This window comes from Pacificispira sp. (assembly GCF_965228185.1).
In the GTDB taxonomy this organism is placed as follows: domain Bacteria; phylum Pseudomonadota; class Alphaproteobacteria; order UBA8366; family Aestuariispiraceae; genus Pacificispira.
Genome location: NZ_CBDDHE010000003.1, coordinates 360166 through 380464 on the forward strand (window position 1 = coordinate 360166; position 20299 = coordinate 380464).

The 20299-nt window shown below is 63.2% G+C and carries 22 protein-coding genes; 9 read left to right on the forward strand and 13 right to left on the reverse strand.

The genetic code is table 11. The annotated features are described in order from the left end of the window. Positions 1-7 precede the first annotated feature (7 nt). From rplS to ACO06O_RS05345, 5 genes are all read left to right on the forward strand, one after another. Positions 8-418, forward strand: a complete 411-nt coding sequence (gene rplS / locus ACO06O_RS05325; RefSeq protein WP_420417462.1) for a 50S ribosomal protein L19 — start codon at positions 8-10, stop codon at positions 416-418. Positions 419-790: 372 nt separating this feature from the next. After that, positions 791-2197 (forward strand): 3-isopropylmalate dehydratase large subunit, encoded by a 1407-nt coding sequence (gene leuC, locus ACO06O_RS05330; protein ID WP_421877062.1) that lies wholly within the window; start codon positions 791-793, stop codon positions 2195-2197. Further along, positions 2194-2364, forward strand: coding sequence for a hypothetical protein (locus tag ACO06O_RS05335; RefSeq protein ID WP_420417458.1), 171 nt, complete (start codon positions 2194-2196; stop codon positions 2362-2364). The genes leuC and ACO06O_RS05335 overlap by 4 nt, the downstream gene beginning before the upstream one ends. Positions 2365-2381: 17 nt before the next feature. Next, entirely contained in the window at positions 2382-3002 is a 621-nt protein-coding gene (gene leuD / locus ACO06O_RS05340; RefSeq protein ID WP_421877064.1) for a 3-isopropylmalate dehydratase small subunit, read from the forward strand. 146 nt (positions 3003-3148) lie between these two features. Beyond that, positions 3149-3508: a VOC family protein gene (locus ACO06O_RS05345; RefSeq protein ID WP_421877066.1), complete on the forward strand. Its 360-nt coding sequence runs from the start codon at positions 3149-3151 to the stop codon at positions 3506-3508. A gap of 350 nt (positions 3509-3858) precedes the next feature. On the opposite strand, the gene ACO06O_RS05350 is transcribed toward ACO06O_RS05345, so the two are convergent. The 5 genes from ACO06O_RS05350 to ACO06O_RS05370 form a co-directional block, all read right to left on the reverse strand. Further along, entirely contained in the window at positions 3859-4335 is a 477-nt protein-coding gene (locus ACO06O_RS05350) for a periplasmic heavy metal sensor (RefSeq protein WP_421877068.1), read from the reverse strand. Beyond that, positions 4332-4787, reverse strand: coding sequence for a hypothetical protein (locus tag ACO06O_RS05355; RefSeq protein WP_421877069.1), 456 nt, complete (start codon positions 4785-4787; stop codon positions 4332-4334). Before ACO06O_RS05355 ends, ACO06O_RS05350 begins: the two co-directional genes overlap by 4 nt. A gap of 43 nt (positions 4788-4830) precedes the next feature. Continuing rightward, a complete protein-coding gene (locus ACO06O_RS05360) occupies positions 4831-5493 on the reverse strand; it encodes an RNA polymerase sigma factor (protein ID WP_421877070.1) in 663 nt (220 codons plus the stop codon). A gap of 34 nt (positions 5494-5527) precedes the next feature. Beyond that, complete coding sequence (locus ACO06O_RS05365; protein ID WP_421877072.1) at positions 5528-6073, reverse strand: EF-hand domain-containing protein; 546 nt, start codon at positions 6071-6073, stop codon at positions 5528-5530. 98 nt (positions 6074-6171) lie between these two features. Continuing rightward, a complete protein-coding gene (locus ACO06O_RS05370) occupies positions 6172-7131 on the reverse strand; it encodes an L-threonylcarbamoyladenylate synthase (RefSeq protein WP_421877074.1) in 960 nt (319 codons plus the stop codon). A gap of 146 nt (positions 7132-7277) precedes the next feature. On the opposite strand from ACO06O_RS05370, the gene parA reads away from it, so the two are divergent. Further along, a complete protein-coding gene (parA, locus tag ACO06O_RS05375; protein WP_421877076.1) occupies positions 7278-7913 on the forward strand; it encodes a ParA family partition ATPase in 636 nt (211 codons plus the stop codon). Here the strand turns inward: parA and ACO06O_RS05380 are convergent. Beyond that, positions 7910-8827, reverse strand: coding sequence for a DUF1835 domain-containing protein (locus ACO06O_RS05380; protein ID WP_421877078.1), 918 nt, complete (start codon positions 8825-8827; stop codon positions 7910-7912). The genes parA and ACO06O_RS05380 overlap by 4 nt on opposite strands. 94 nt (positions 8828-8921) lie before the next feature. Between ACO06O_RS05380 and ACO06O_RS05385 the strand changes: the two genes are divergently transcribed. Together ACO06O_RS05385 and ACO06O_RS05390 are read left to right on the forward strand one after the other, a co-directional pair. Further along, positions 8922-9689, forward strand: coding sequence for an SDR family oxidoreductase (locus ACO06O_RS05385; protein WP_421877080.1), 768 nt, complete (start codon positions 8922-8924; stop codon positions 9687-9689). 129 nt (positions 9690-9818) lie between these two features. Then, positions 9819-10493, forward strand: coding sequence for a putative 2OG-Fe(II) oxygenase (locus ACO06O_RS05390; RefSeq protein ID WP_420417447.1), 675 nt, complete (start codon positions 9819-9821; stop codon positions 10491-10493). Positions 10494-10553: 60 nt separating this feature from the next. Here ACO06O_RS05390 and ACO06O_RS05395 read toward each other — a convergent pair whose 3' ends face one another. The 7 genes from ACO06O_RS05395 to ACO06O_RS05425 form a co-directional block, all read right to left on the reverse strand. Next, positions 10554-12053, reverse strand: coding sequence for a CoA-acylating methylmalonate-semialdehyde dehydrogenase (locus ACO06O_RS05395; RefSeq protein WP_420417446.1), 1500 nt, complete (start codon positions 12051-12053; stop codon positions 10554-10556). 104 nt (positions 12054-12157) lie between these two features. After that, a complete protein-coding gene (locus ACO06O_RS05400) occupies positions 12158-13609 on the reverse strand; it encodes a sensor histidine kinase (RefSeq protein WP_421877082.1) in 1452 nt (483 codons plus the stop codon). Then, positions 13606-14124, reverse strand: coding sequence for a molybdopterin-dependent oxidoreductase (locus ACO06O_RS05405; protein ID WP_421877084.1), 519 nt, complete (start codon positions 14122-14124; stop codon positions 13606-13608). The genes ACO06O_RS05400 and ACO06O_RS05405 overlap by 4 nt, the downstream gene beginning before the upstream one ends. A 35-nt stretch (positions 14125-14159) precedes the next feature. After that, positions 14160-15206, reverse strand: coding sequence for a MaoC family dehydratase (locus tag ACO06O_RS05410; protein ID WP_421877086.1), 1047 nt, complete (start codon positions 15204-15206; stop codon positions 14160-14162). A 34-nt stretch (positions 15207-15240) separates the two neighbouring features. Next, complete coding sequence (locus ACO06O_RS05415; RefSeq protein ID WP_421877088.1) at positions 15241-17208, reverse strand: peptidoglycan-binding protein; 1968 nt, start codon at positions 17206-17208, stop codon at positions 15241-15243. A 110-nt stretch (positions 17209-17318) separates the two neighbouring features. Next, entirely contained in the window at positions 17319-18212 is an 894-nt protein-coding gene (locus tag ACO06O_RS05420; RefSeq protein WP_421877090.1) for an HpcH/HpaI aldolase/citrate lyase family protein, read from the reverse strand. A gap of 73 nt (positions 18213-18285) precedes the next feature. Next, positions 18286-19203 (reverse strand): DMT family transporter, encoded by a 918-nt coding sequence (locus tag ACO06O_RS05425; protein ID WP_421877092.1) that lies wholly within the window; start codon positions 19201-19203, stop codon positions 18286-18288. 173 nt (positions 19204-19376) lie between these two features. Between ACO06O_RS05425 and pdxY the strand changes: the two genes are divergently transcribed. Then, positions 19377-20234, forward strand: a complete 858-nt coding sequence (pdxY, locus tag ACO06O_RS05430) for a pyridoxal kinase PdxY (RefSeq protein ID WP_421877094.1) — start codon at positions 19377-19379, stop codon at positions 20232-20234. Positions 20235-20299: the final 65 nt, after the last annotated feature.

Sequence of the window (20299 nt, forward strand, 5' to 3'; positions counted from 1 at the left end):
CCCAGTCATGAACATTATCGAACAGCTGAACGCCGAACAGGTCGAAAAGCAGCTGGCCGCCGGCGAGGCGATCCCGGATTTCTCCCCGGGTGACACCGTCCGCGTCCGCGTGAAGGTCGTCGAAGGCACGCGTGAGCGTATCCAGGCCTTCGAAGGCGTCTGCATCGGCCGCAAGAATGCCGGCGTGAACTCCAACTTCACGGTCCGCAAGATCTCCTACGGCGAAGGTGTGGAACGCGTGTTCCCGCTGTACAGCCCGCGCATCGAAGGCATCGATGTCGTGCGTCGCGGTAAGGTCCGTCGCGCGAAGCTGTACTATCTGCGTGGCCGCGCCGGCAAGTCGGCCCGTATCGTCGAACGTACCTCCGGCCGCGGCATGGAAAACGGCCGTTACGTCGGCGACAAAAAGGACGCCTAATCCCGTCCCACACGACGCTTCGTGACAGGGCGCGCATCGGGAAGCCGCAAGGTCTCCCGGTGCGCCTTTCTGTGTTCGGGGCGCGTTGCCGGTGCCGCAAGGTCGGGGCTGTTCCCGTCTTTCTTATGCGGCAACACTGTTTGACCTTCCTGGACGCAACCGGACGCGGACAGGATCGACAAAGATGGTGAAGCCACTGAAATTCAAGGTTTTCCGCAGGGTACGCTTTCGCGCCGTCTTCGCGTAGCCCGCCCGGCTATCGCGGACAAACCGCTGCGCGGGGCGCTAACGCGCGGAATACTCTTTATAAATCCCGGCTTTTGATGTATCCGCCTGCCAGAATTTTGTGGTGGAGATGTGAGGTCAGCCGGAATGAGCCAGCCGAAGACGCTTTTCGATAAGATTTGGGACAGCCATGTCGTGGACCGTCAGGATGACGGCAACTGCCTAATCTATATCGACCGTCACCTGGTGCATGAAGTGACCAGCCCGCAGGCCTTCGAGGGATTGCGCAATGCCGGTCGTGCGGTGCGCCGTCCGGAACTGACCCTGGCCGTGCCGGATCACAACGTCCCGACCGAAAACCGCGCCGGCGGTATCGACGACGAGGAAAGCCGCATCCAGGTCGAAACCCTGGCGAAGAACGCCAAGGATTTCGGCGTCCCCTATTTCGACATGTTCGATATCCGTCAGGGCATCGTGCATATCATCGGTCCGGAACAAGGTTTCACTCTGCCGGGCATGACCATTGTCTGCGGCGACAGCCATACCGCGACCCACGGCGCCTTTGGTTCGTTGGCCTTCGGGATCGGCACGTCCGAGGTCGAACATGTGCTGGCGACCCAGACGCTGCAGCAACGCCCGGCAAAGAACATGCGCGTCATGGTCAATGGGGCGCTGCCGGCCGGCGTGACCGCGAAGGACCTGATCCTCGCGATCATTGGTAAGATCGGCACGGCAGGCGGTACCGGCCATGTCATCGAATTCGCCGGTCAGGCAATCCGCGATCTGTCCATGGAAGGCCGCATGACGGTCTGCAATATGACCATCGAAGGTGGCGCCCGTGCCGGTCTGATTGCACCGGACCAGAAGACTTTCGACTATCTGAAGGGCCGCACCATGGCGCCTAAGGGCGATGCCTGGGAGAAGGCCGTCGCCTATTGGAGCACGCTGCCCTCCGACGAGGGCGCGTTCTACGACAAGGAAGTCGAGCTGGACGTTGCCGACATCCCGCCGCAGGTCACCTGGGGCACGAGCCCCGAAGACGTTGCGCCGATCACCGGTACCGTGCCGTCGCCTGACAGTTTCGCGGGTGGCAAGCGTGAAGCCGCACAACGCTCATTGGACTATATGGGCCTGAAGGCGGGCATGCCGCTGACCGACGTGAAGATCGACAAGGTTTTCATCGGCTCCTGCACCAATGGCCGGATCGAAGACCTGCGCGAAGTCGCCGCGGTCGCCAAGGGCCGCAAGGTCGCCGACGGCATCCACGCCATGGTCGTCCCGGGCTCCGGTCTGGTGAAGGAGCAGGCGGAGAAGGAAGGTCTGCACAAGATCCTGTTGGAAGCCGGTTTCGACTGGCGCGAGCCGGGCTGTTCCATGTGCCTGGCGATGAATGCCGACAAGTTGAAGCCGCAGGAACGCTGCGCGTCGACCTCCAACCGCAATTTCGAAGGCCGTCAGGGCCGTGGCGGCCGGACCCATTTGGTCAGCCCCGGCATGGCCGCCGCCGCCGCGCTGAAAGGCACTTTGGCCGATGTCCGGGAGTATCTGAAATGATTGCCGCGACCAACCTTCCCGAAGACCATCTCAACCGCCTGTTCGGCCGCGATTTGCGCAGCGCCGGCTGGCAGGTCGACGTCCCGGCGCCCGCCAATGACGACGAGCTGATCAACATCGTCGACCCGTCCTTCATCCTGTCGCTTCTGAAGCGGCGCGGGCGGTAAGAGGAGGAGACCGAACGATGAAAGCCTTTAAAGAACTGACCGGCATCGCCGCGCCGATGGATCTGATCAATATCGATACGGATATGATCATTCCGAAGCAGTTCCTGAAGACGATTCAGCGCTCCGGCCTGGGCAAGAACCTGTTCGACGAGATGCGCTATAACGACGACGGCAGCGAGAAGGCCGACTTCGTTCTGAACCGCGAGCCGTACCGTCATGCGTCGATCCTGATCGCCGGCGACAATTTCGGCTGCGGGTCCAGCCGCGAGCATGCGCCCTGGGCGTTGGAGGATTTCGGGATCCGCTGCGTCATCGCACCCAGCTTCGCCGACATTTTCCACAACAACTGCTTCAAGAACGGCATCCTGCCGATCCGCCTGCCGGAAGAGACCGTCAATGCGCTGATGGAAAAGGCGGACCGTGGTCAGAACGCCATGTTTACCGTCGATCTGGAGCGCCAAGTCGTGGTCGACCCGGACGGGGTGGAAATCTCGTTTGAGGTCGACCCGTTCCGCAAGCATTGCCTGCTGAACGGTCTGGACGATATCGGCCTGACCCTTCAGAAGGGCGGCGCGATCGACGGATACGAGGCCGCCCGCGCCGAGACCGCTCCCTGGGTCACGCCGGACGCCGCCTGACAAATTCCATTAATCGTATCAGTACAATAGTACCACACCCCCGATTTCTGCCGATCGGGGGTATTTGTATTTGAAATAATCTCTTTCCGATCCTGGTATGTTCTATTAATTTGCCCCCTGTCTGTTCTTTTTTGCAGGAGGATGCCATGACCCAGGAATGCGAGCCGGCGGACCGGACAATCAATTACGTCGAGTTCCTGACCGGGGATATCGACGCGATGAAGGCGTTTTACGGATCTGCTTTCGGTTGGACCTTCACCGATTACGGCCCCTCCTATTGCGAGTTTTCCGACGGCCATATGAAGGGCGGATTTGCGGGAGGCGAGTCCAGCCCGTCGGGCGGCGCTTTGGTCGTCCTCTACGCCCGAGACCTGGAAGCTTGTCAGGATGCGGTGGAAAGGGCGGGCGGCTCAATCGTGAAATCGATCTTCGATTTTCCCGGCGGCCGGCGATTCCATTTCACGGACCCCGAAGGATACGAACTGGCCGCCTGGACCGCCGCATAAGGCGTGCTCTTTTCCCTCTCCTTCTGGAAGAGGGTGGCCCGAGGGGTCGGGTGAGGGGCGGCCTTTGCTGGTGGCGCGTTTTCCCCCTCACCCCGGCCCTCTCCCTCGAGGGAGAGGGAGATGATTGGCGTGGGTGGAGGCGCTGTCTCTGACTTCGTGAGAACTCAGCGATGGGTGTTTCCCTCTCCCTCTGGGAGAGGGTGGCCCGAAGGGTCGGGTGAGGGGCGGCCGCTGCCGGTGGCGCGATTTCCCCCTCACCCCGGCCCTCTCCCTCGAGGGAGAGGGAGATGATTGGCGCGGGTGGAGGCCGTGTACCGGTTTATGCAGGCGTGCCCTGAATTGGCCGGGAACTATCGTTCGTCGCGCGCATCGCCGGCAAGAGCACGGTAGCCCTCGTCGGAGAGTTGCGCGGCGACGTCCAGCATCAGGGCCTCGAAGGTCAGGAAGGACGCCTGCCGGGTTTCGCGCGCGCGGTCCATTGCGGCCTGGAGGGTTGCGGGGTCGCGCTCCCCGGCGCGCATGAGATCGCGCAGGGCATTACGAGCCTCCCGGCTTTCCTGCCAAGAGTCTTTCAATGCCGCGCCGTGGCGCTGTTTCAGGGCCCGCATGATGTCGGCGTCGGCCGCACTCAGATGGTGCAGGAACCGATCCTCCGGGCCCCGGTCGCGCATGAAATGGATCATTTCCTTGAACGGCTTATGCGGCGGTCCGTCATGCCAATGGTGACGCAGGGCGCCGACTCCGAAAAAGCCGATCAGGAACAGGTTAAGCGCCAAGGAGCCGATCAGCAGCCACCGAACCAAGGAGGATTTGCGGTCTGTACTCATAGATTGTCCTCCATTCCGACGAGACTGTCGAAATCGTCACCGGATTCCACTTCCGTTTGAACGGTGCCGCCGGCCAGCCCGGCAATATCGGCAGAGGCTTCCGGATTGGCTATGCCGACCCAGATTCCCAGAACCAGCGCGGCCGCCAAGGCGCCGGTCGGCTGCCAGATCGGGCCCGGCCAATCGAACAGGCGCCGCAGCCAGGCGCTGGGGGCGGTGGGCGCGACAGCCTCGGCATAAAGGCGGTGTCTTGCGTCCGGGCTGATGGCGGGGACAGTCGCCATTGAGAGCATCGTGTCGAGGTCCTTCGCCGCGGCCAGGGAGGTGCGCAGGCGCGGATCGTCGCTCGCGGCCAGCAAGGTCTGTGCTGCCGCTCTCTCGTCTACAGGCCAGCGCATAGGGTCGGCGCCATAGGCCTCGATCAGTTCCAGGATGCGGTCTTCGGTCATCATTTCCATCCTCGCCGGGGCAACGCCCCAGCCTGTCGTCCCATCGTCATATCAAATCCGCCTTGGCGGTTTCCAGCCGCGCGCGCAAGGATCGCCGGCCGCGGGCCAACAGGGATTCCAGCGCATCGACGGAAACCCCCATGGCTTCCGCCGCCTCCGTCTGAGGCAATCCTTCGAAATGCACCATTGCGATCGCCGCACGTTGCCGGTCCGGCAGGTCGTTCAGGGCGATACGGACCTGCTCGCCGACATCTTGTGTCTGGCGGCGTTCTTCTGCTCCTGGGGTCGGATCCGGCTGCATTTCCAATACGGTTTCGTCCGTCGTCCAACGCTTTCGCCGGCGCAGGCGGTCGATGCAAAGATTGCGCGACGTCCGCATCAGCCAGCCGCCGGCGTCCCGGTCCGGTGCGGCGGCGCCTGTATGGCGGCCCAGAACCTTCCACAGGCGGGCGAAGCTCTCCTGCATTGCGTCCTCGGCCTCGTCGGATTCGCCCAGAACGCGATAGCAATTGGCGAAGACCCTGCCGGCATAGCGGTCCAGCAAATGCCGGAAAGCAGCGCCGTCGCCCCGCGCCGCCGCTGTTAACAGGTCCCCGTCACCGGCCTCGGAAGAGGCCGTTTCGGTCCGCTCGACCGTCATTCCATATCCCAACATCCGCGCGGGTCGGCCGGACGGCAGGTGTGCCGCTGACGTGAGGAATGTCGTCATGGCGCGCCTCCGTCCGATCCGCCGGTCCGCCCGATCAGCGATGATGCCGATCGCGCATTTCCTGCAATTCGTCCGCGCCGATGATACCGTCTTCATTGGCATCCAGGCGAGACATCATGTGTTCGGTCATCTTGCCCATTTCATCCGCGTCAAGACGGCCGTTCCCGTTCTCGTCCATCCGGTGGAAGCGCTTGCCGCCCCAGCCGCGATGTTTGCCGGATTCCATGAATTCGGCCTGCGAGATCATGCCGTCGCCATCGGTGTCGATGGCCGCGAAGCGCAGGGCGCGGAACCCTTCGGTCAGTTCGCGGGGCGTCAATTCGCCGTCGCCGTCCGCGTCCATCGCCTGGAATCGTGCGTCGCGGAAGGCAGCGATTTCTTCGCCTGTCAGGCTGCCGTCGGCATTCGCATCGATCTGTTCGATCATGCGCTCGAAATGCGCGCCGCCGAAACCGTGCGGTCCGTGATGACCCCAGCCGCCGGGGCCGCTTTTGGCGAGGCCGACACCCGCGCCGGCCACCAGGGCCGCCATGCCGATGCTACCGGCGATCAGGATCGATTTGGTTTTGGTAACCGTCATATGAACTTGCTCCTTCAAGGTCGGGGGAGGGGGGAACCATCCCGTTCGTGACCCCAAGGACGCGTCGTCGTCGGCCTTCCGTCGCAGATTTTTTCCGGTCAGCGCGCGGCGGCCCGGCGCAGCCTGTCATTGATGGCGAGGCCCAGACCCGTTTCTGGGATGGGCGCCACGGCGATCCCGGTGAATCGCGACGGATCGTCCAGTTCGTGCAACAGTCGGAACAGATTGGCCGCGGCCTCCAGCAGCGCACCGTCCGGGCTGAGGCTTACCGTCCCGGCGATCGGGCCGAAGCCCAGATGCGCCTCGCCCTCGGCGGCCGTCCGCGCGTCGAGCCGCACCGGGAGGCCGGGGGCGTAGTGGCTCAACAACATGCCGGGGGACTTCGGCGCGGTCTCGTCATGCAGGCTGTGGATGACGGGCTTTCCGGTAAGCTCCTCCACCGCCTCTAAGGCCAATCCGCCGGGGCGCAGAAGGATCGGTGCGTCGCCGGTCGCGTCCAGTACGGTGCTTTCGACGCCGACGCGGCAGGGGCCGCCATCGAGGATCAGATCCACCCGTCCATCCAGCGATGCCGCGACATGGGCCGCCTCTGTCGGGCTCAGCCGCCCAGAAGCATTGGCGCTGGGCGCCGCGATGGGACGGTCGGTGAGGCGCAGCAGGTCACGCGCACCGCCATGGGCGGGCATTCGCACCGCGACCGTATCCAAGCCGGCGCTGACCAGCCGCGACAGTTTGCTGTCCGGACGGCGTTTTAGCACCAGGGTCACCGGACCCGGCCAGAACCGATCCGCCAATCGCTGGGCCAAGGGGGTGACCTCGACATGGCGGCGCAGCGCGTCGGCATCGGCGAAGTGCACGATCAGCGGATTGAACTGCGGCCGACCCTTTGCCGCGAAGATCGACGCGGTGGCGGTGTCGTCCGTGGCGTCCGCCCCCAAGCCGTAGACCGTTTCCGTCGGGAAGGCGACCAGGCCGCCGCGCCGCAGCGTCTTCGCCGCGCGGTCCAATCCCTTTTCATCCAAGGGGATGATTTCCGTTCGTTTCGGTTTCAGGTCCATGTTCCGGCTTATGCCGCCGGGCGGCGCGGCTGACAAGTCCGGGAGATAGTGGTGGGCGCGTCATTTCGCACCTGCGAAATGGAATTGCATGGCGCGGTTTTTTCGTGCGACGCTGGTTCATTCCTGCCTTTGGGAGACCCATTTCCATGACCGCCAAGATTTACACTATCGCCCAACAGAAGGGCGGCGCCGGCAAATCGACCCTGGCCGCGCATCTGGCCCTGGCCTGGTCGCTGAAGCGCAAGTCGGTCGCCCTGGTGGACATCGACCCTCAGCAAAGCCTTGCCGCCTGGTATGAGGCGCGCGAGAAACATTTCGGTGAAGATCGCACCGGCTTGACCTTTGAGGCGGTCACGGGCTGGCGGGCCGCCCGGGTGGTGGAGAAACTGGCGGAGAACCACGATTTCGTGCTGATCGATAGCCCGCCCCATGCCGACACCGATGCCCGTGTCGCCGTCCGCGCGGCGGATATCGTCATCGTGCCGGCCCAACCCAGCCCACTGGACGTCTGGGCGACGGTACCGACACTGGAATTGGCGGCGAAGGAGAAGTCGACCGCGTTGATGGTCCTGAACCGGGTGCCGCCGCGGGCGAACCTGACCGCCCAGATGATCACCAAACTGGGCGACTATCCGGTGCGAGTGGCCAAATCGACCATCGGCAACCGCGTCGTTTTCGCCGAGGCCATGGTCAGCGGTCGTACCGCATTGGAGACCAAAGGGTCTTCCGTCGCCGCAAAGGAAATCCGGGCCCTCGCCAATGAACTGGCCAAATCCGTCTAGATCCGGGTTAACTGCTTACCACCCCACCAGCGATCCAGTCGGTTCCTGTCTGTCCAACGCGCTTCCCGGTTCAACAGCGCCCTGCCGAATTCGGTAAGCGTGACCGGACTACGCCAGTTTTCGGGCATGGGTGCGAAGGCGGGCGCGTCGGCTTTTGCCAGGCGCATGACATCCTCCCAGTACATCAGGTCGCCCAGAAACGGCTGGGGGTCCAGTTTCCGAACCAAATCCCGGAAGCATTCGCCGGGCGTTGCCGCGCCTTCATCCAGTGCCTGCAAAGTCAGTCGTTCGGTCAGGGACAGGCCGTTTGTTTCCGACGGCAGTTCCGCTAGATGCCGCATCAGTGCGCCCGGCAGGAAGGGTAATGCCTTGCCGGTATCCGGTCGCTCGGCAAAGGCTTTCAGTGCCGCCGGGTCGGCCCCCCGGTAAAGGGCATAGCCCTCGCGCGCTATAATTACCTGTTCCGGTGTCATTTTCCTTTCGGACCCGACAAGCTGCGCCAGTTCCCCCGGTTGGAGCTGACCAAAGCCTATGAATTGGTCGTGGTTCGGGTGGCGGTCGATGGACAGCAGGTAGAGATTCGATCTGTAGCCGATTAAGTCCAGGAGCCCCATCAAGGTCGCCTGATCATAGAGATCGTGTTCGAACCACAGGATGACGCGGTCATAATCATCCAGCCGATCCAAAGCTGCGTCCTGCGCTTCCAACTTTTCCAGGATCTGGGACGGGTCATCCCCCCAATGGCTGGCCATCCAGTCGGCCCGCAGGCGGCGCAGGGCGTCGCGGTCCAGGCCCTCGGGCACCGGTCCACGGCTTAACGGGTCGCTCCATTCGAAGAAATCACCCGCTACACTGGCCGTCTTCAAACTTTCACGGATGTCGGATCCGCAGCGGATATGGGCTGTGCGCTGCATCGCGTCGCTTTCCTGTCAGTGCCGCAAGAAGCGGGTGGGGCTGTTGGGACCAAAAATGCAGTCTCCGCCGCATCAATCAACAGGAGGATCATCCATGTTTAGCTTGAAAGAGAAAGTCGCGATCGTGACCGGCGCCAGTTCCGGGATCGGACGCGCGGCGGCACGCCTATTCGCGGAACACGGGGCTGCGGTCGTGGTCGGCGCCCGTCGCGACACCGAATTGGCGGCCCTTGTCGGGGAGATCCGGGACGATGGGGGACGCGCAGAATTCGTGGCCGGGGATGTCTGCGACGAAGGTTTCTCCGAAGCCCTGGTAAAGAAGGCGACGGACACTTACGGCCGATTGGATATCGGATTCAACAATGCCGGCATTCTCGGAAATCTGGGTCCCGCCGCGGACATGTCGGCGGCGGATTGGCGTGAAACATTGGACGTCAATCTGACCGGGGCCTTCCTGTGCGCCAAACATCAGCTTCCGGTGATGGAGGAAGCCGGGGCAGGGTCGCTGCTCTTCACCTCTTCGGTCGCCGGACACACGGTGGGCATGCCGGGCATGGCGGCCTATGGCGCGGCGAAGCTTGGCCTGTTGGGGCTGACGCGGGTGCTGGCGGCGGAATACGGGCCGAAAGGCATTCGGGTGAACGCCTTGATCCCCGGGGCGACCGATACCGAGATGGCGGTTCAGAGCACCGGCGGCTCGGCGGAAGTCCTCGACTTCGTGCGCGGCCTGCACGCCTTGAAGCGCAGCGCCTCGCCTGAGGAAATCGCCAATGCGGCGCTGTTCCTGGTTTCCGATTCGGCCAGTTTCCTGACCGGGGGCGGATATCTGACCGATGGTGGGATTTCCATCAACCGGACATAGCCGGGGCGCAACCGATTCCCTCTGCGGTCGGCGGGTCGGTCACAAATAGTTGATCGACCCGCCGGTCACCGGTCATACTGCGCAAAATTTAAGCGCTTCTTGACCGGGGGGGAACGGGTGAGGAAGACGGTGCCTATCGGGCCGGCCCAGGTCGATGTCTGGCCCAAGAACGTCATATTGCAGCATATCGATCCGCTGGTCTGTGTTGCGATCTTTCCGGACAACGACCGGATTTTGTCCCTGTTGGAACAGCCATTGCTGGACGCCGAGGCGGCCTTTCGGGCGCAGGAATCCGAGCAGGGACGGTGGGTCGGCGGCGGCGGTGCCAAGATCCGCGACTTCGGGTCATGGCAATGTCCGACCATCACCCTGCTGAACGAGAGGGTGAAGGAAGCCTTTCGCCGGATTACCGGTGCGAAGACGGCGCATATCGACGATGTCTGGGCCAATGTCTCCCGCAAGGGCGAGTATATCGGTCCGCACGGCCATCGCCGGACGGAGGTCAGTGCGGTCTACCATCTATTGCCGCCGGAACCGGGCGACCGGGAACAGTTCAATGGCGCGCTGGGGATTTCCGATCCGCGCGTTCAGCGTTGCTGTCCCACGAAACAGGGGCTGGTGACGTCACAGGTTTACCCGCCGCTGGATCCCGGAACCCTGGTGCTATTTCCCAGTTTCGTGACCCATTACGTCACGCCGCATATGGGCGACGGGCACCGGATCAGCATCGCCTGGAACATCGACCGGAACATGATCCCGGGCCGACCCGACGACGAATCCCTGCTGCCGGGCCAAGGCGGCTAAAACGAAAAACCCCCGGCGCGGCGGCCGGGGGCTCTTCAAACACTATTCGTCAGGCGACGGTCAGTTGTTCGTCGGGAAGGCAAGCTGCGCGCCTTCCTTGATGCCCGACGGCCAACGGCTGGAGATCGTCTTCATCTTGGTGAAGAAACGGATCGATTCCGGACCGTGCATCTGGGTGTCGCCAAACTTGGACCGCTTGGCGCCGCCGAAATTGTGGAACGCCATCGGCACCGGGATCGGCACGTTGACGCCGATCATGCCGACATCGACGGAATTGGAGAAGGCACGGGCCGTATCGCCGTCGCGGGTGAAGATCGCGACCCCGTTGCCGTATTCATGATCGTTGATCATCTGAACCGCATCTTCGTAACCGCAGGGTGCCATGACGGACAGGACCGGGCCGAAAATCTCGGTCTTGTAGATTTCCATATTGGTCTGGACCTGATCGATCAGGGTGGCCCCGACGAAGAAGCCGTTCTCGTAGCCCTGGAGCGTTGCGCCACGGCCGTCGACCAGCAGGCTGGCGCCTTCGTCCACGCCGCGCTGAATCAGGCTTTCGACGCGTTCCTTCGCCTGGCGGGTGATCAGCGGATTGATGTCGGCTTCCGGATCGTTATACGGGCCGATGCGCAGGGCCTGAACCTTCGGGACGAGGCGGTCGACCAGCGCCTTGGAGGTTTCCTCGCCGACCGGCACGGCCACCGAGATCGCCATGCAGCGTTCGCCCGCCGAGCCGTAGCCGGCGCCGATCAGGGCGTCCGCGGCCTGATCCATGTCGGCGTCCGGCATGATGACCATATGGTTCTTGGCGCCGCAGAAGGCCTGGACCCGTTTGTTGTGAGCGCAGCCGTGCTGATAAATGTATTCGCCGACCGGGGTCGAGCCGACGAAGCTGATCGCCGGAACATCCGGATGTTCCAGCAGTGCGTCGACGGCTTCCTTGTCGCCGTGGACGACGTTCCAGACGCCGTCCGGCAGGCCGGCTTCCTTCCACAGTTCCGCCAGCATCATCGGGGCCGACGGATCGCGCTCGGACGGCTTGTTGATATAGGCGTTGCCGCAGGCGATCGCCATCGCACCCATCCACAGCGGGATCATGACCGGGAAGTTGAACGGCGTGATGCCGCCGATGACGCCCACCGGTTCGCGGATCGAATACAGATCGATACCGCCGCCGATGTTATGGTTGAACTCACCCTTCATCAGGTGCGGCGCACCGGCGGCGAATTCGACGACGTCGATGCCGCGCTGAATTTCGCCCGCCGCGTCGGCCAGCGTCTTGCCGTGTTCCTTGCACAGTTCCTGCGCCAGGCGGTCCTTGTTCGCGACCATCAGCTCACGCATGCGGAAAATGACGGCGGCGCGTTTCGGGGACGGTGTGTTCGACCAGACCTCATGCGCGGCGACGGCGTTACGGACGACGGCGTCGATTTCGGCGCGGCTGGCATAGGCGACTTTCGAGGCGACTTCGCCGGTCGCGGGATTGAAGACGTCGCCGAAGCGGCCGCTGGTACCGGCCACATGCTGACCGCCGACGAAATGCGAGATCGTTTCCACCATAATCATTCTCCCACAGGCGGGGGCGCCAAGGCGCTGGGGGGCCGCCCATTTCTTGGTTATCGGATGAATTCCGGACGAAGTTCTAGGCGGTCTCGCGCGGTGGCTCAAGTCCGCGGTTGATCGATGTCGATCGCCGCGCGTCGCTCCGGTGGAAAGTTCAATGTGACCTTCGTGCCTTTGTCCAGGACGCTTTCGATAGTCATCGTGCCGCCGTGTTTCTCGATCAGCGCCTTGGTGATCGACAGGCCCAAACCGACCCCTTCGGCCGCGGCGGCGGCCTGGTCGGCGGTGACACGGTTGCTGCCGCGTTCGAACGCTTTCTGGATGCGCGGCAGGTCCGATTCCGGGATGCCGATGCCGGTATCCCAGACAATTAGGGTGAAACCACCATCCGATCCGTCGCCCCTGTCGATGCCGACCCTACCGCCATTCGGGGTGAATTTGACTGCATTGGTGACAAGATTAATCAGCATCTGTTTCAATGCCTTCCGGTCGGCATAAATCCGGATATCGCCCCTGGGGGGATCGAAAGCATCGCAGAACGGCGTGATCTGTTGATGTTCGAAACTGACGGACATCATCTCCAGAACCTCGGTCACGACCGGGCCCAAGGGAAACACCTGTTCCTCCAGTTCGAAAGTTCCCTGTTCGATGCGTGACGTATCCAGAATCGAACTGACCAGCGCCAGCAGGTGCATACCGCTCATGTTGATATCGGCGGCGTATTCCCGTGCCCGGTCGCTGACCCGACCGGCATAGTTTTGCCGGATCATGTCGGAAAACCCGATGATCGCGTTCAGCGGGGTGCGCAACTCGTGGCTCATGCTGGCCAGGAATTCCGATTTGGCGCGGTTTGCGCGTTCAGCCTGTTCGCGCGCCTGGGTCAGGTCGGCCGACAGCCGGGTCAGATCCGCATTGGCCTGTGCCAACCGCCGCAGATGCCGCAAATGGATGAAGATGACGGTCCCCGCCGCCAGGACGACGCCGATCAGCATGCCGATGATGATCCGCAGGGTATAGATCAGATTTTCTTCCGCCTCCTGGCGGCTTTCCGTGAAGACTTGGTTCAGGCGGGAGGCGATGCTGGCGAATTCCCGGTCATAGCCGTCAAGGATCGTCAGGATTTCCCTCGCGATGGCCGGCGCGTCGGCCTGTCCCGCGGCCCGCAAGCGGTCGATTGCCGGCTCCGCCGCCAGAACCAATTCCTCCAGGCGGGCATAGCGGTCTGACATGGTTCCGCCAATCAGGTCGCGATAGGGCGGCCGCCGCCGGATGTCGAAGGTTCGTTCAAAGAAGATGTCGAATTCCAACAGGGCGGCATCCCGGTCGGCCCCGGATCCGCCCTGAGCGACGAGCAGCAAGTTGTAGCGTGTCAGATTGTAATGCGAGCGCAGCTGGGACGGGACGACGGCAGCGCGTTCGAAATATTGTTCGGTCAGTGCCTCGTTCTGACGGTAGAGAACGATCAGCGCCCCGACCAGGAACAACAGGCACACGATCGCGGAGATCGCAAAAACCTGTCGCGACAGAACGGCCGGGGCGGCGGTGCCTTTCATTTTACGATGACCCGATCCACCTGCCAGACGGCCCGTGCCGAGTATTTCTCCGTCCCTAGGATGCCGTCGGAATCGAATGGATACATGATCCGCAGCGGACCTTTCCCGCGCACCGGCATCAATTCGCCGTCCCGGGACCAGGCCAGGATAACGCCGAACCGGCTGAAATCCTCCGCCGGAATTTCCGCCTCATATCCGTCCAGTGCCTGGACCACGATGATTTCGGGATTTGCGCCCAGCGCCACCATCAATGCGGATAGGGTGACACCTTCATAGGTGACGACCCCTTCGTCCCAAGGCGTGTCGGTACGGATTTTCTCAGCGCCGATCGCCTGCAACATCGGCAGATCGAAATGGGCTTCGTCTTCCATATTGGTGTGGGCGATTTCGCCGGATACCGTCAGCACGACCGGGGATGCCGGGCTGGGCAGGTCTGTGGCCGATGCCGGATGAACCAAAGCCCCGGACAGGACCAAGGACAACGAGATCAGAAGTTTGGAGACGACACGAAACACTGGCATTCCTTCACGCCAAATGCCCCTCTGTGCGCCTAACGTCGCGGCAGAATGACCGTGTAGTCAAGGTCCAAGACGACTTCCGGGCCTTCCGCGGGGTGATCGTGACACGGATGGTTTTTTGTGGCGCGCGTACGCAACCGTAGCGCGCCGATATCGTCCCGCTTCTCCAGCGCGATCTTTTCGATCACTTCGGACCAGGCAAAGATCGTATCGCCACCGAATACCGGCGCAGTATGCCGTCCGCCGTTGATGGCCGACACAATGCAGGCATTGGCCAATCCATTGAAGCTCAAGGCCCGCGCTGTCGCGATCACATGGCCGCCATAGACCAGGCGCCGCCCGAACGGCGTCTTCTTCATCGCGTGAGCGTCGAAATGGACCCGTGCGGCATTGCGGAACAGCCGTGTCGCCGTCATGTGATCGGCTTCCTCGATCGTCACGCCGTCGATATGGTCGATCTTTTCGCCCAGCGCATAATCGTCCCAGCGGTGCGGAGACCCCGCGCTGGCATCGTCCCAATCCCGGTTCAGGCGATGACGGGGCACGGTAATCGGCCGAACCGCGTCCGGTAGGTCCGGCACCGTCGCCGGCTTGGATTTTCCACTCTTCGGATCGCGCTTGGGAACGAGCACCCAGCGGACGAAACGTAGGACCGGCACGTCGCGATGGTCCAACCCTTCGGTCCGAACATAGACGATGCCATTCTCACCGTCCGAGGTCTCGCGCAGTCCCATCACCGTGGAGCGGGCGCGGATTGTCTCGCCGACATAAAGCTGTGCCAGGAAATCGCAGCCGGCATAGCCCAAATTGGCGACGGCGTTGATCGATACATCGGCGACGGACAGACCGAAAACCGCGTTGAAAACGAACAGATCGTCGACCGGTGCGGCGTGATAGCCGACATGCCGGGCGAACTGGTTGGAGGTCTGCAAGGTGAAGCGGTTGCCGGTCAGCGCGTGATACAGCGCGACATCGCCTTCGGTGATCGTGCGCGGGGAGGCATGGTTGATCCGTTGCTCCAGCTCGAAATCTTCGAAGAACCGGCCGGTTGTGGATTTCGGTGCGGGCGTTTCGGTCATTGTATGTCCTTTCCAACCCAATCCGTGAATGGTTCTAGGAACGGTATCGCACCAGTATTGCGGTTCCATCACCGTCCAATTGCGGCGTCTGGGCAGGTCGCCCCAGCATGCCCGCCGCCTGACGTACTTTATCATGCACCCAGTCCGACAACTCGCCCAAAGTCAGGACGTCGTCGTCGTTGGTATTTGCCTCGCCCTCCAGGCCGCGCATCAGGAAATAGCTGAACAGGCCGTGGCGGCGTTGGTCCAGTGTGCCCGCGACCTGTCGTCCGCTCGCCGCCGACAGGATGGCGATTGTAGGCGGTACGGTCGGGGCCTGCACGGAAAACACCGGTCGCGCCGCGACCAGCATTTCAGCCGACCGGCCGGGACCGGAAAAGCAGGTGTCCAGAAAGACCGTCGCCTGTCGCGGCTGCATCGCGGCCAATTCGTCGATCAGTGCGCCCCGCTGCACCGCCAGAAACTGCAACAGTTCCGCGTCGCCGTCATAGGGCAGAAGATAGGCCCCCGCCGCGTCGCCATCGGTCAGGCCATGCCCGGCGAAGAAGACATAGACATCGCTCTGGCCCTTCTGCACCAGGGTCGGAAGCCACAGCGAAAGCGCCTTGCGGATCGCGCCGAACCCGGCGTCCTCACCGACCAGGGTTTTGATGCGCGACGGCGGCACGCCCAGGACATATTGTGCGTAATCGGCGAAGGCCTTGGCGTCCCGGTCGGCAAAAGTCGCGTCGGGCAGGGTTCGGTACTTTTCCGTTCCGATGATCAGGGCGACGGCGTCGGGATTTGATTGCGTCGCCGTGCGGATCGGATTCAGCGGAATCAACTTCACGGCCAAAGCGGCCAGATCGTCCGTCTCCTGCCTGTCGCGCCGAAGGGTAACGGATTTCGACAGAACGACCCCGTCTTCGCTCTGGGCGATCACGGTAACCGTTCTTTCGCCGTCGATGACATAGACGCCGTGGTCGAACGACCCGTCGGCGGCGATCGAAACCGCTTCGCCGTCGATGGTCACAATGCCCCCGGCACCGGTCAGCCGACCGGCGATCTTCAGGAATGGGTCGGATCCGACAACAGTGTCTGGCACAGAAAGCGCAAAATCGGGCAGGGCGGCGGCGTCCTCGGCGACTGCCTCCGCCAACATGTCGAGAGAGCTTCCGGTCTCTGACAGTCCCTTGTCCTGGGCGAAGGCCCGCAATGCGCGACGGGTTGCCGGGCCCAGAATACCGTCAACCGGACCCGGATCGTAGCCCAGCCGCGCGAGGTCGCCTTGCAGGGCTTTCACCTCCGCCGCCGAAAGGATGGGCGGAGCGGGCGATACGGCCGCATCCGCGACGGGCGGCGGCGACCAACCGGCCGAACCCTTTGGCGGCCAGCCGGGATAAAGCGCCCCGTCCGACGCGCGGGCCGCCATACGGTTCAAGATCGCGACGTCTTCCGGCGGTAGACGCCCTGCCAGGTCGCGGCGATTCTCGGCGGCCTTCTCTGTGCCGCCGATCCGGTCGGCCAGGGTATAATGGAAATAGGCGGCGCGGCGGTCATTGGTCAGGCCACGCCCTTTCTCCAGCAGAATGCCCAGATTGTTGTGCGCCGGGGCGAAGCCGTTCCGTGCCGCGCGCTGGTAGAGCGCTTGCGCCCGGTCGATGTCGCGAGGCACGCCCAGCCCGTCGTCATACATGACAGCCAGATCATAGATCGCTTCGGTTCGGCCCTGGGACGCCGCACGTTCATACCAGTAGACCGCTTCCTGATGGCTCTGATGGACCCCCAATCCGTGTTTGAACAGATAGCCCAGGCTGTTCTGCGCCTGTACGTCGTCGGCAATGGCAAGACGCGTCCATATGTCGGCAGCGCGGGAATAATCACCGGACTGGAATGCCGCGAAGCCGCGGTCATAAGCGGATTGGGCAAGGGGCGGTACGGGGTTCACCGTCCAGATTGCGGCCGCGATCAGCAGCGCGGGAAGAATACCCTTCGGGATAAATCCGGGGCCGGAATATGTCATGCATGCTCTCCCACCGGTTCCGGTACGGCGCCGGGGCAACCCGGTCCGTCAAGACTAGCCAGTTCCAAATGGGTATGGAAGCGCCGGGCGGGAATTCCTGCCCGCTTCGGTCACGCCGCTGCGCTTTGGTCCGCTGCCAGTTCGGCGATCCGTTCCGCCAGGGCCAGGATGCGCTTCGCATTCTCGACATGCAGATTCTCGACCAGCTTTCCGTCAAGGACGACGAGGCCCTTGCCTTCCGTCTGTGCGGCTTCGAAAGCGGCGATGATCTCCTTGCTGCGGGCGACTTCCTGTTCGCTCGGTCCGAATACCTCATTCGCCTTTTCGATGGTCTTCGGGTGGATCAGCGTCTTGCCGTCAAAGCCCAGTTCCAGCCCCTGAAGGCAGCTTTGCGCGAAACCGTCATCGTCGGCGAGGTCCAGATGGACCCCGTCCAGTGCGGCCAATCCATAGGCGCGCGCGACCAGGATGGTGTGGTTGAGGCTGGTCATGAAGGGCAGGCGCGCCGGGGTGTGCAGGCAATGCAGTTCCTTCGCCAGGTCCGATGTTCCCATCACGAAGCCCGCGACACGCGGGGAGGCGGCGGCGATTTCCTCCGCGTGCAAAACGCCCATCGGGGTTTCGATCATGCACCAGATCGGCAGGTCCATCGGTCCGCCGGCCGCGTCCAGCACGGCAATCGCCTTGCGCACGCTGTCGGCGCTTTCGACCTTGGGCAACAGGATTCCGCCGGCGCCGGTCTTGGCCATGGCGATCAGATCGTCCCGGCCCCAGGGCGTTTCCAGACCGTTCACCCGGACCAGGATTTCCCGCTTGCCATAACCGCCTTCGGCCAAAGCCTCCGCGATGTTCCCGCGCGCTTCCGTCTTGGCCTCGGGCGCCACGGCGTCCTCCAGATCCAGGATCAGCGCATCCGCCGCCAGCGACCGGCCTTTCTGCAGAGCGCGCGGGTTGGAACCGGGCATGTAAAGGACGGAGCGGCGGGGGCGGGCGTCGGCAACCATGGCGGAACCTCGTTAACAGATATGAATGGGGTGAATTTCCATGGTGCGAAATATATTCCGCTATTCGGAAATCTCAATTCCCTTTTTGCCGGTTCCGCGCCAGATTTTCGCGCCATGTCAGGATCAGCGCGCCCAACACGATCAGGCCAGCGCCCAAGGCGGTCACGGTTCCGGGCGTTTCACCGAACAACAGCCAGCCGTAAACCGTCGCGAAGATCAGTGTGGTGTAGAAGAATGGGGCCGCGACATTGGCCTCCGCCAGGGCGATGCCCTTGAGGAACAGCGTCTGGGCGGAAATCATCATGACGCCCAGCAGGATCATCATGCCCCATTGCTCCGCCGTCGGTTCGCGCCAGAAAAGTACGGCCGGAACCGTTGCGACCAGCGCGCCCATGCCGTTGTTGATCGCCAGAATTTTCAGGGGCGGTTCGCGTCCGCTCAACATCTTGATGAAGATCAGCTCCGCGCCCATGAAGGCGGCGGCGGCCAATGCGATCAATGCGGCGGGTTGGAACGTATCCATGCCGGGGCGGGTCAGGACCAGCGCGCCCATGAAGGCGATGGCGGCCGCACCCCAGCGCCAGACCCCAACCAGTTCCTTCAGGAAAACAACCGCGAAGACCATCGCGAAGAGGGGGCTGAGAAAGCTGATCGCGGTTGCGTCGGTCAGCGGCATCAGGCCTGCCGCCGTGAACAGCCCGACCACCCCGCCATAGCCCATGGCGACGCGCCCGGCATGCAGGCCATAGGCGGATTGCCGGAAGGAATGGCCGCGCATCAGGGCCAGGGGTACCACGACCGATGCCCCGAAGAAGAACCGTGCCCAGCTGATCTGAAGCGGGTGCAGGGCCTCGTCACCTGCAATCTGCGGCCCCAGCGACCGGGCGATCAAGGTCGTCCCGGCCAGCAACATGCAGCACATCACCACATAGACCGCGCCCTTGATGTTGTCCGGCTTGGGCGGCACGAAGGCGGGGGGCGAAGACGGCATCGGCGCGGGGCCTTTCAGGTGGAAGAAGGTCGCATGACCGCCTTGTGAAGGGGCGGTCGGGGTGGCTAGAGTGCGGCGGTCCCGTACTTGATTATGCGCGCGGTTCGGGCCGATCAAGTGAAACACAGATGCCGCCGCGCCCATAGACCAGTCCAGTGAAGGCCCGTTCGTACATGGCCATTTTGTCGATTCAATCCCATGTCGCCTTTGGTCATGTCGGCAATGCTGCGGCAACCTTTCCGCTACAGCGTAAGGGGTGGGAGGTCTGGGCCGTTCACACGGTCATGTTCGCCGCGCATGCCGGATATGGACCGCCCGCCGGGCCGATCTTTTCCCCAGAAACGATCCGCGAAGTGGTTGCCGGACTGGAGCGTCAGGGGTTCCTGTCGCAGTGCCGCGCGGTCTTGAGCGGTTATCTGGGCGACGCGGCGCTGGGGGAGGCCGTGCTGGACGCCGTGGCGCGGGTCCGAAAGCATAATCCGGACGCGGTTTACTGCTGCGATCCCGTCATGGGCGACGCGGCGCCCGGCGTTTACGTTCGGGACAATATTCCGGATTTCATGCGTGATCGGGCAATCCCGGCAGCGGACATCGCGACGCCCAACGCCTTTGAACTCGAATTGCTGACCGGGATTCCGATTGTCCGTCTCGAGGATGCGGTGGCGTCCTGTCAGGCGCTGCGCCGGTCCGGGCCGGATACCGTGCTGCTGACCTCCCTGGAGCGCGAAGGCACACCGGACGGCATGATCGAGATGCTGACGGTCACGGGCGAGGGCGCCTGGCTGGTTGCGACGCCGAAACTGGATCTGACCCCGCCACCGAACGGGGCCGGCGATCTGACGGCCGCGCTTTTCCTGGCGAATCTATTGGACGGCCTGGCCCCACCGGACGCCCTGGCTGCCACGTCGGCATCGGTTCAGGCAGTGTTCCAGGCGACGGCGCGGGTGGGCACGCGCGAACTGGCGATCCTCGACGCGCAGGAGGCATTCGTCGCGCCCCCGGCGGCATTCGACGCGGTTTCGGTCGGGTAGGATCGGCGGTTCCCAACTCGGGATCGAAAAAATTCATTTCTTCTTCCGCCGTCCCGCTGTGAGAC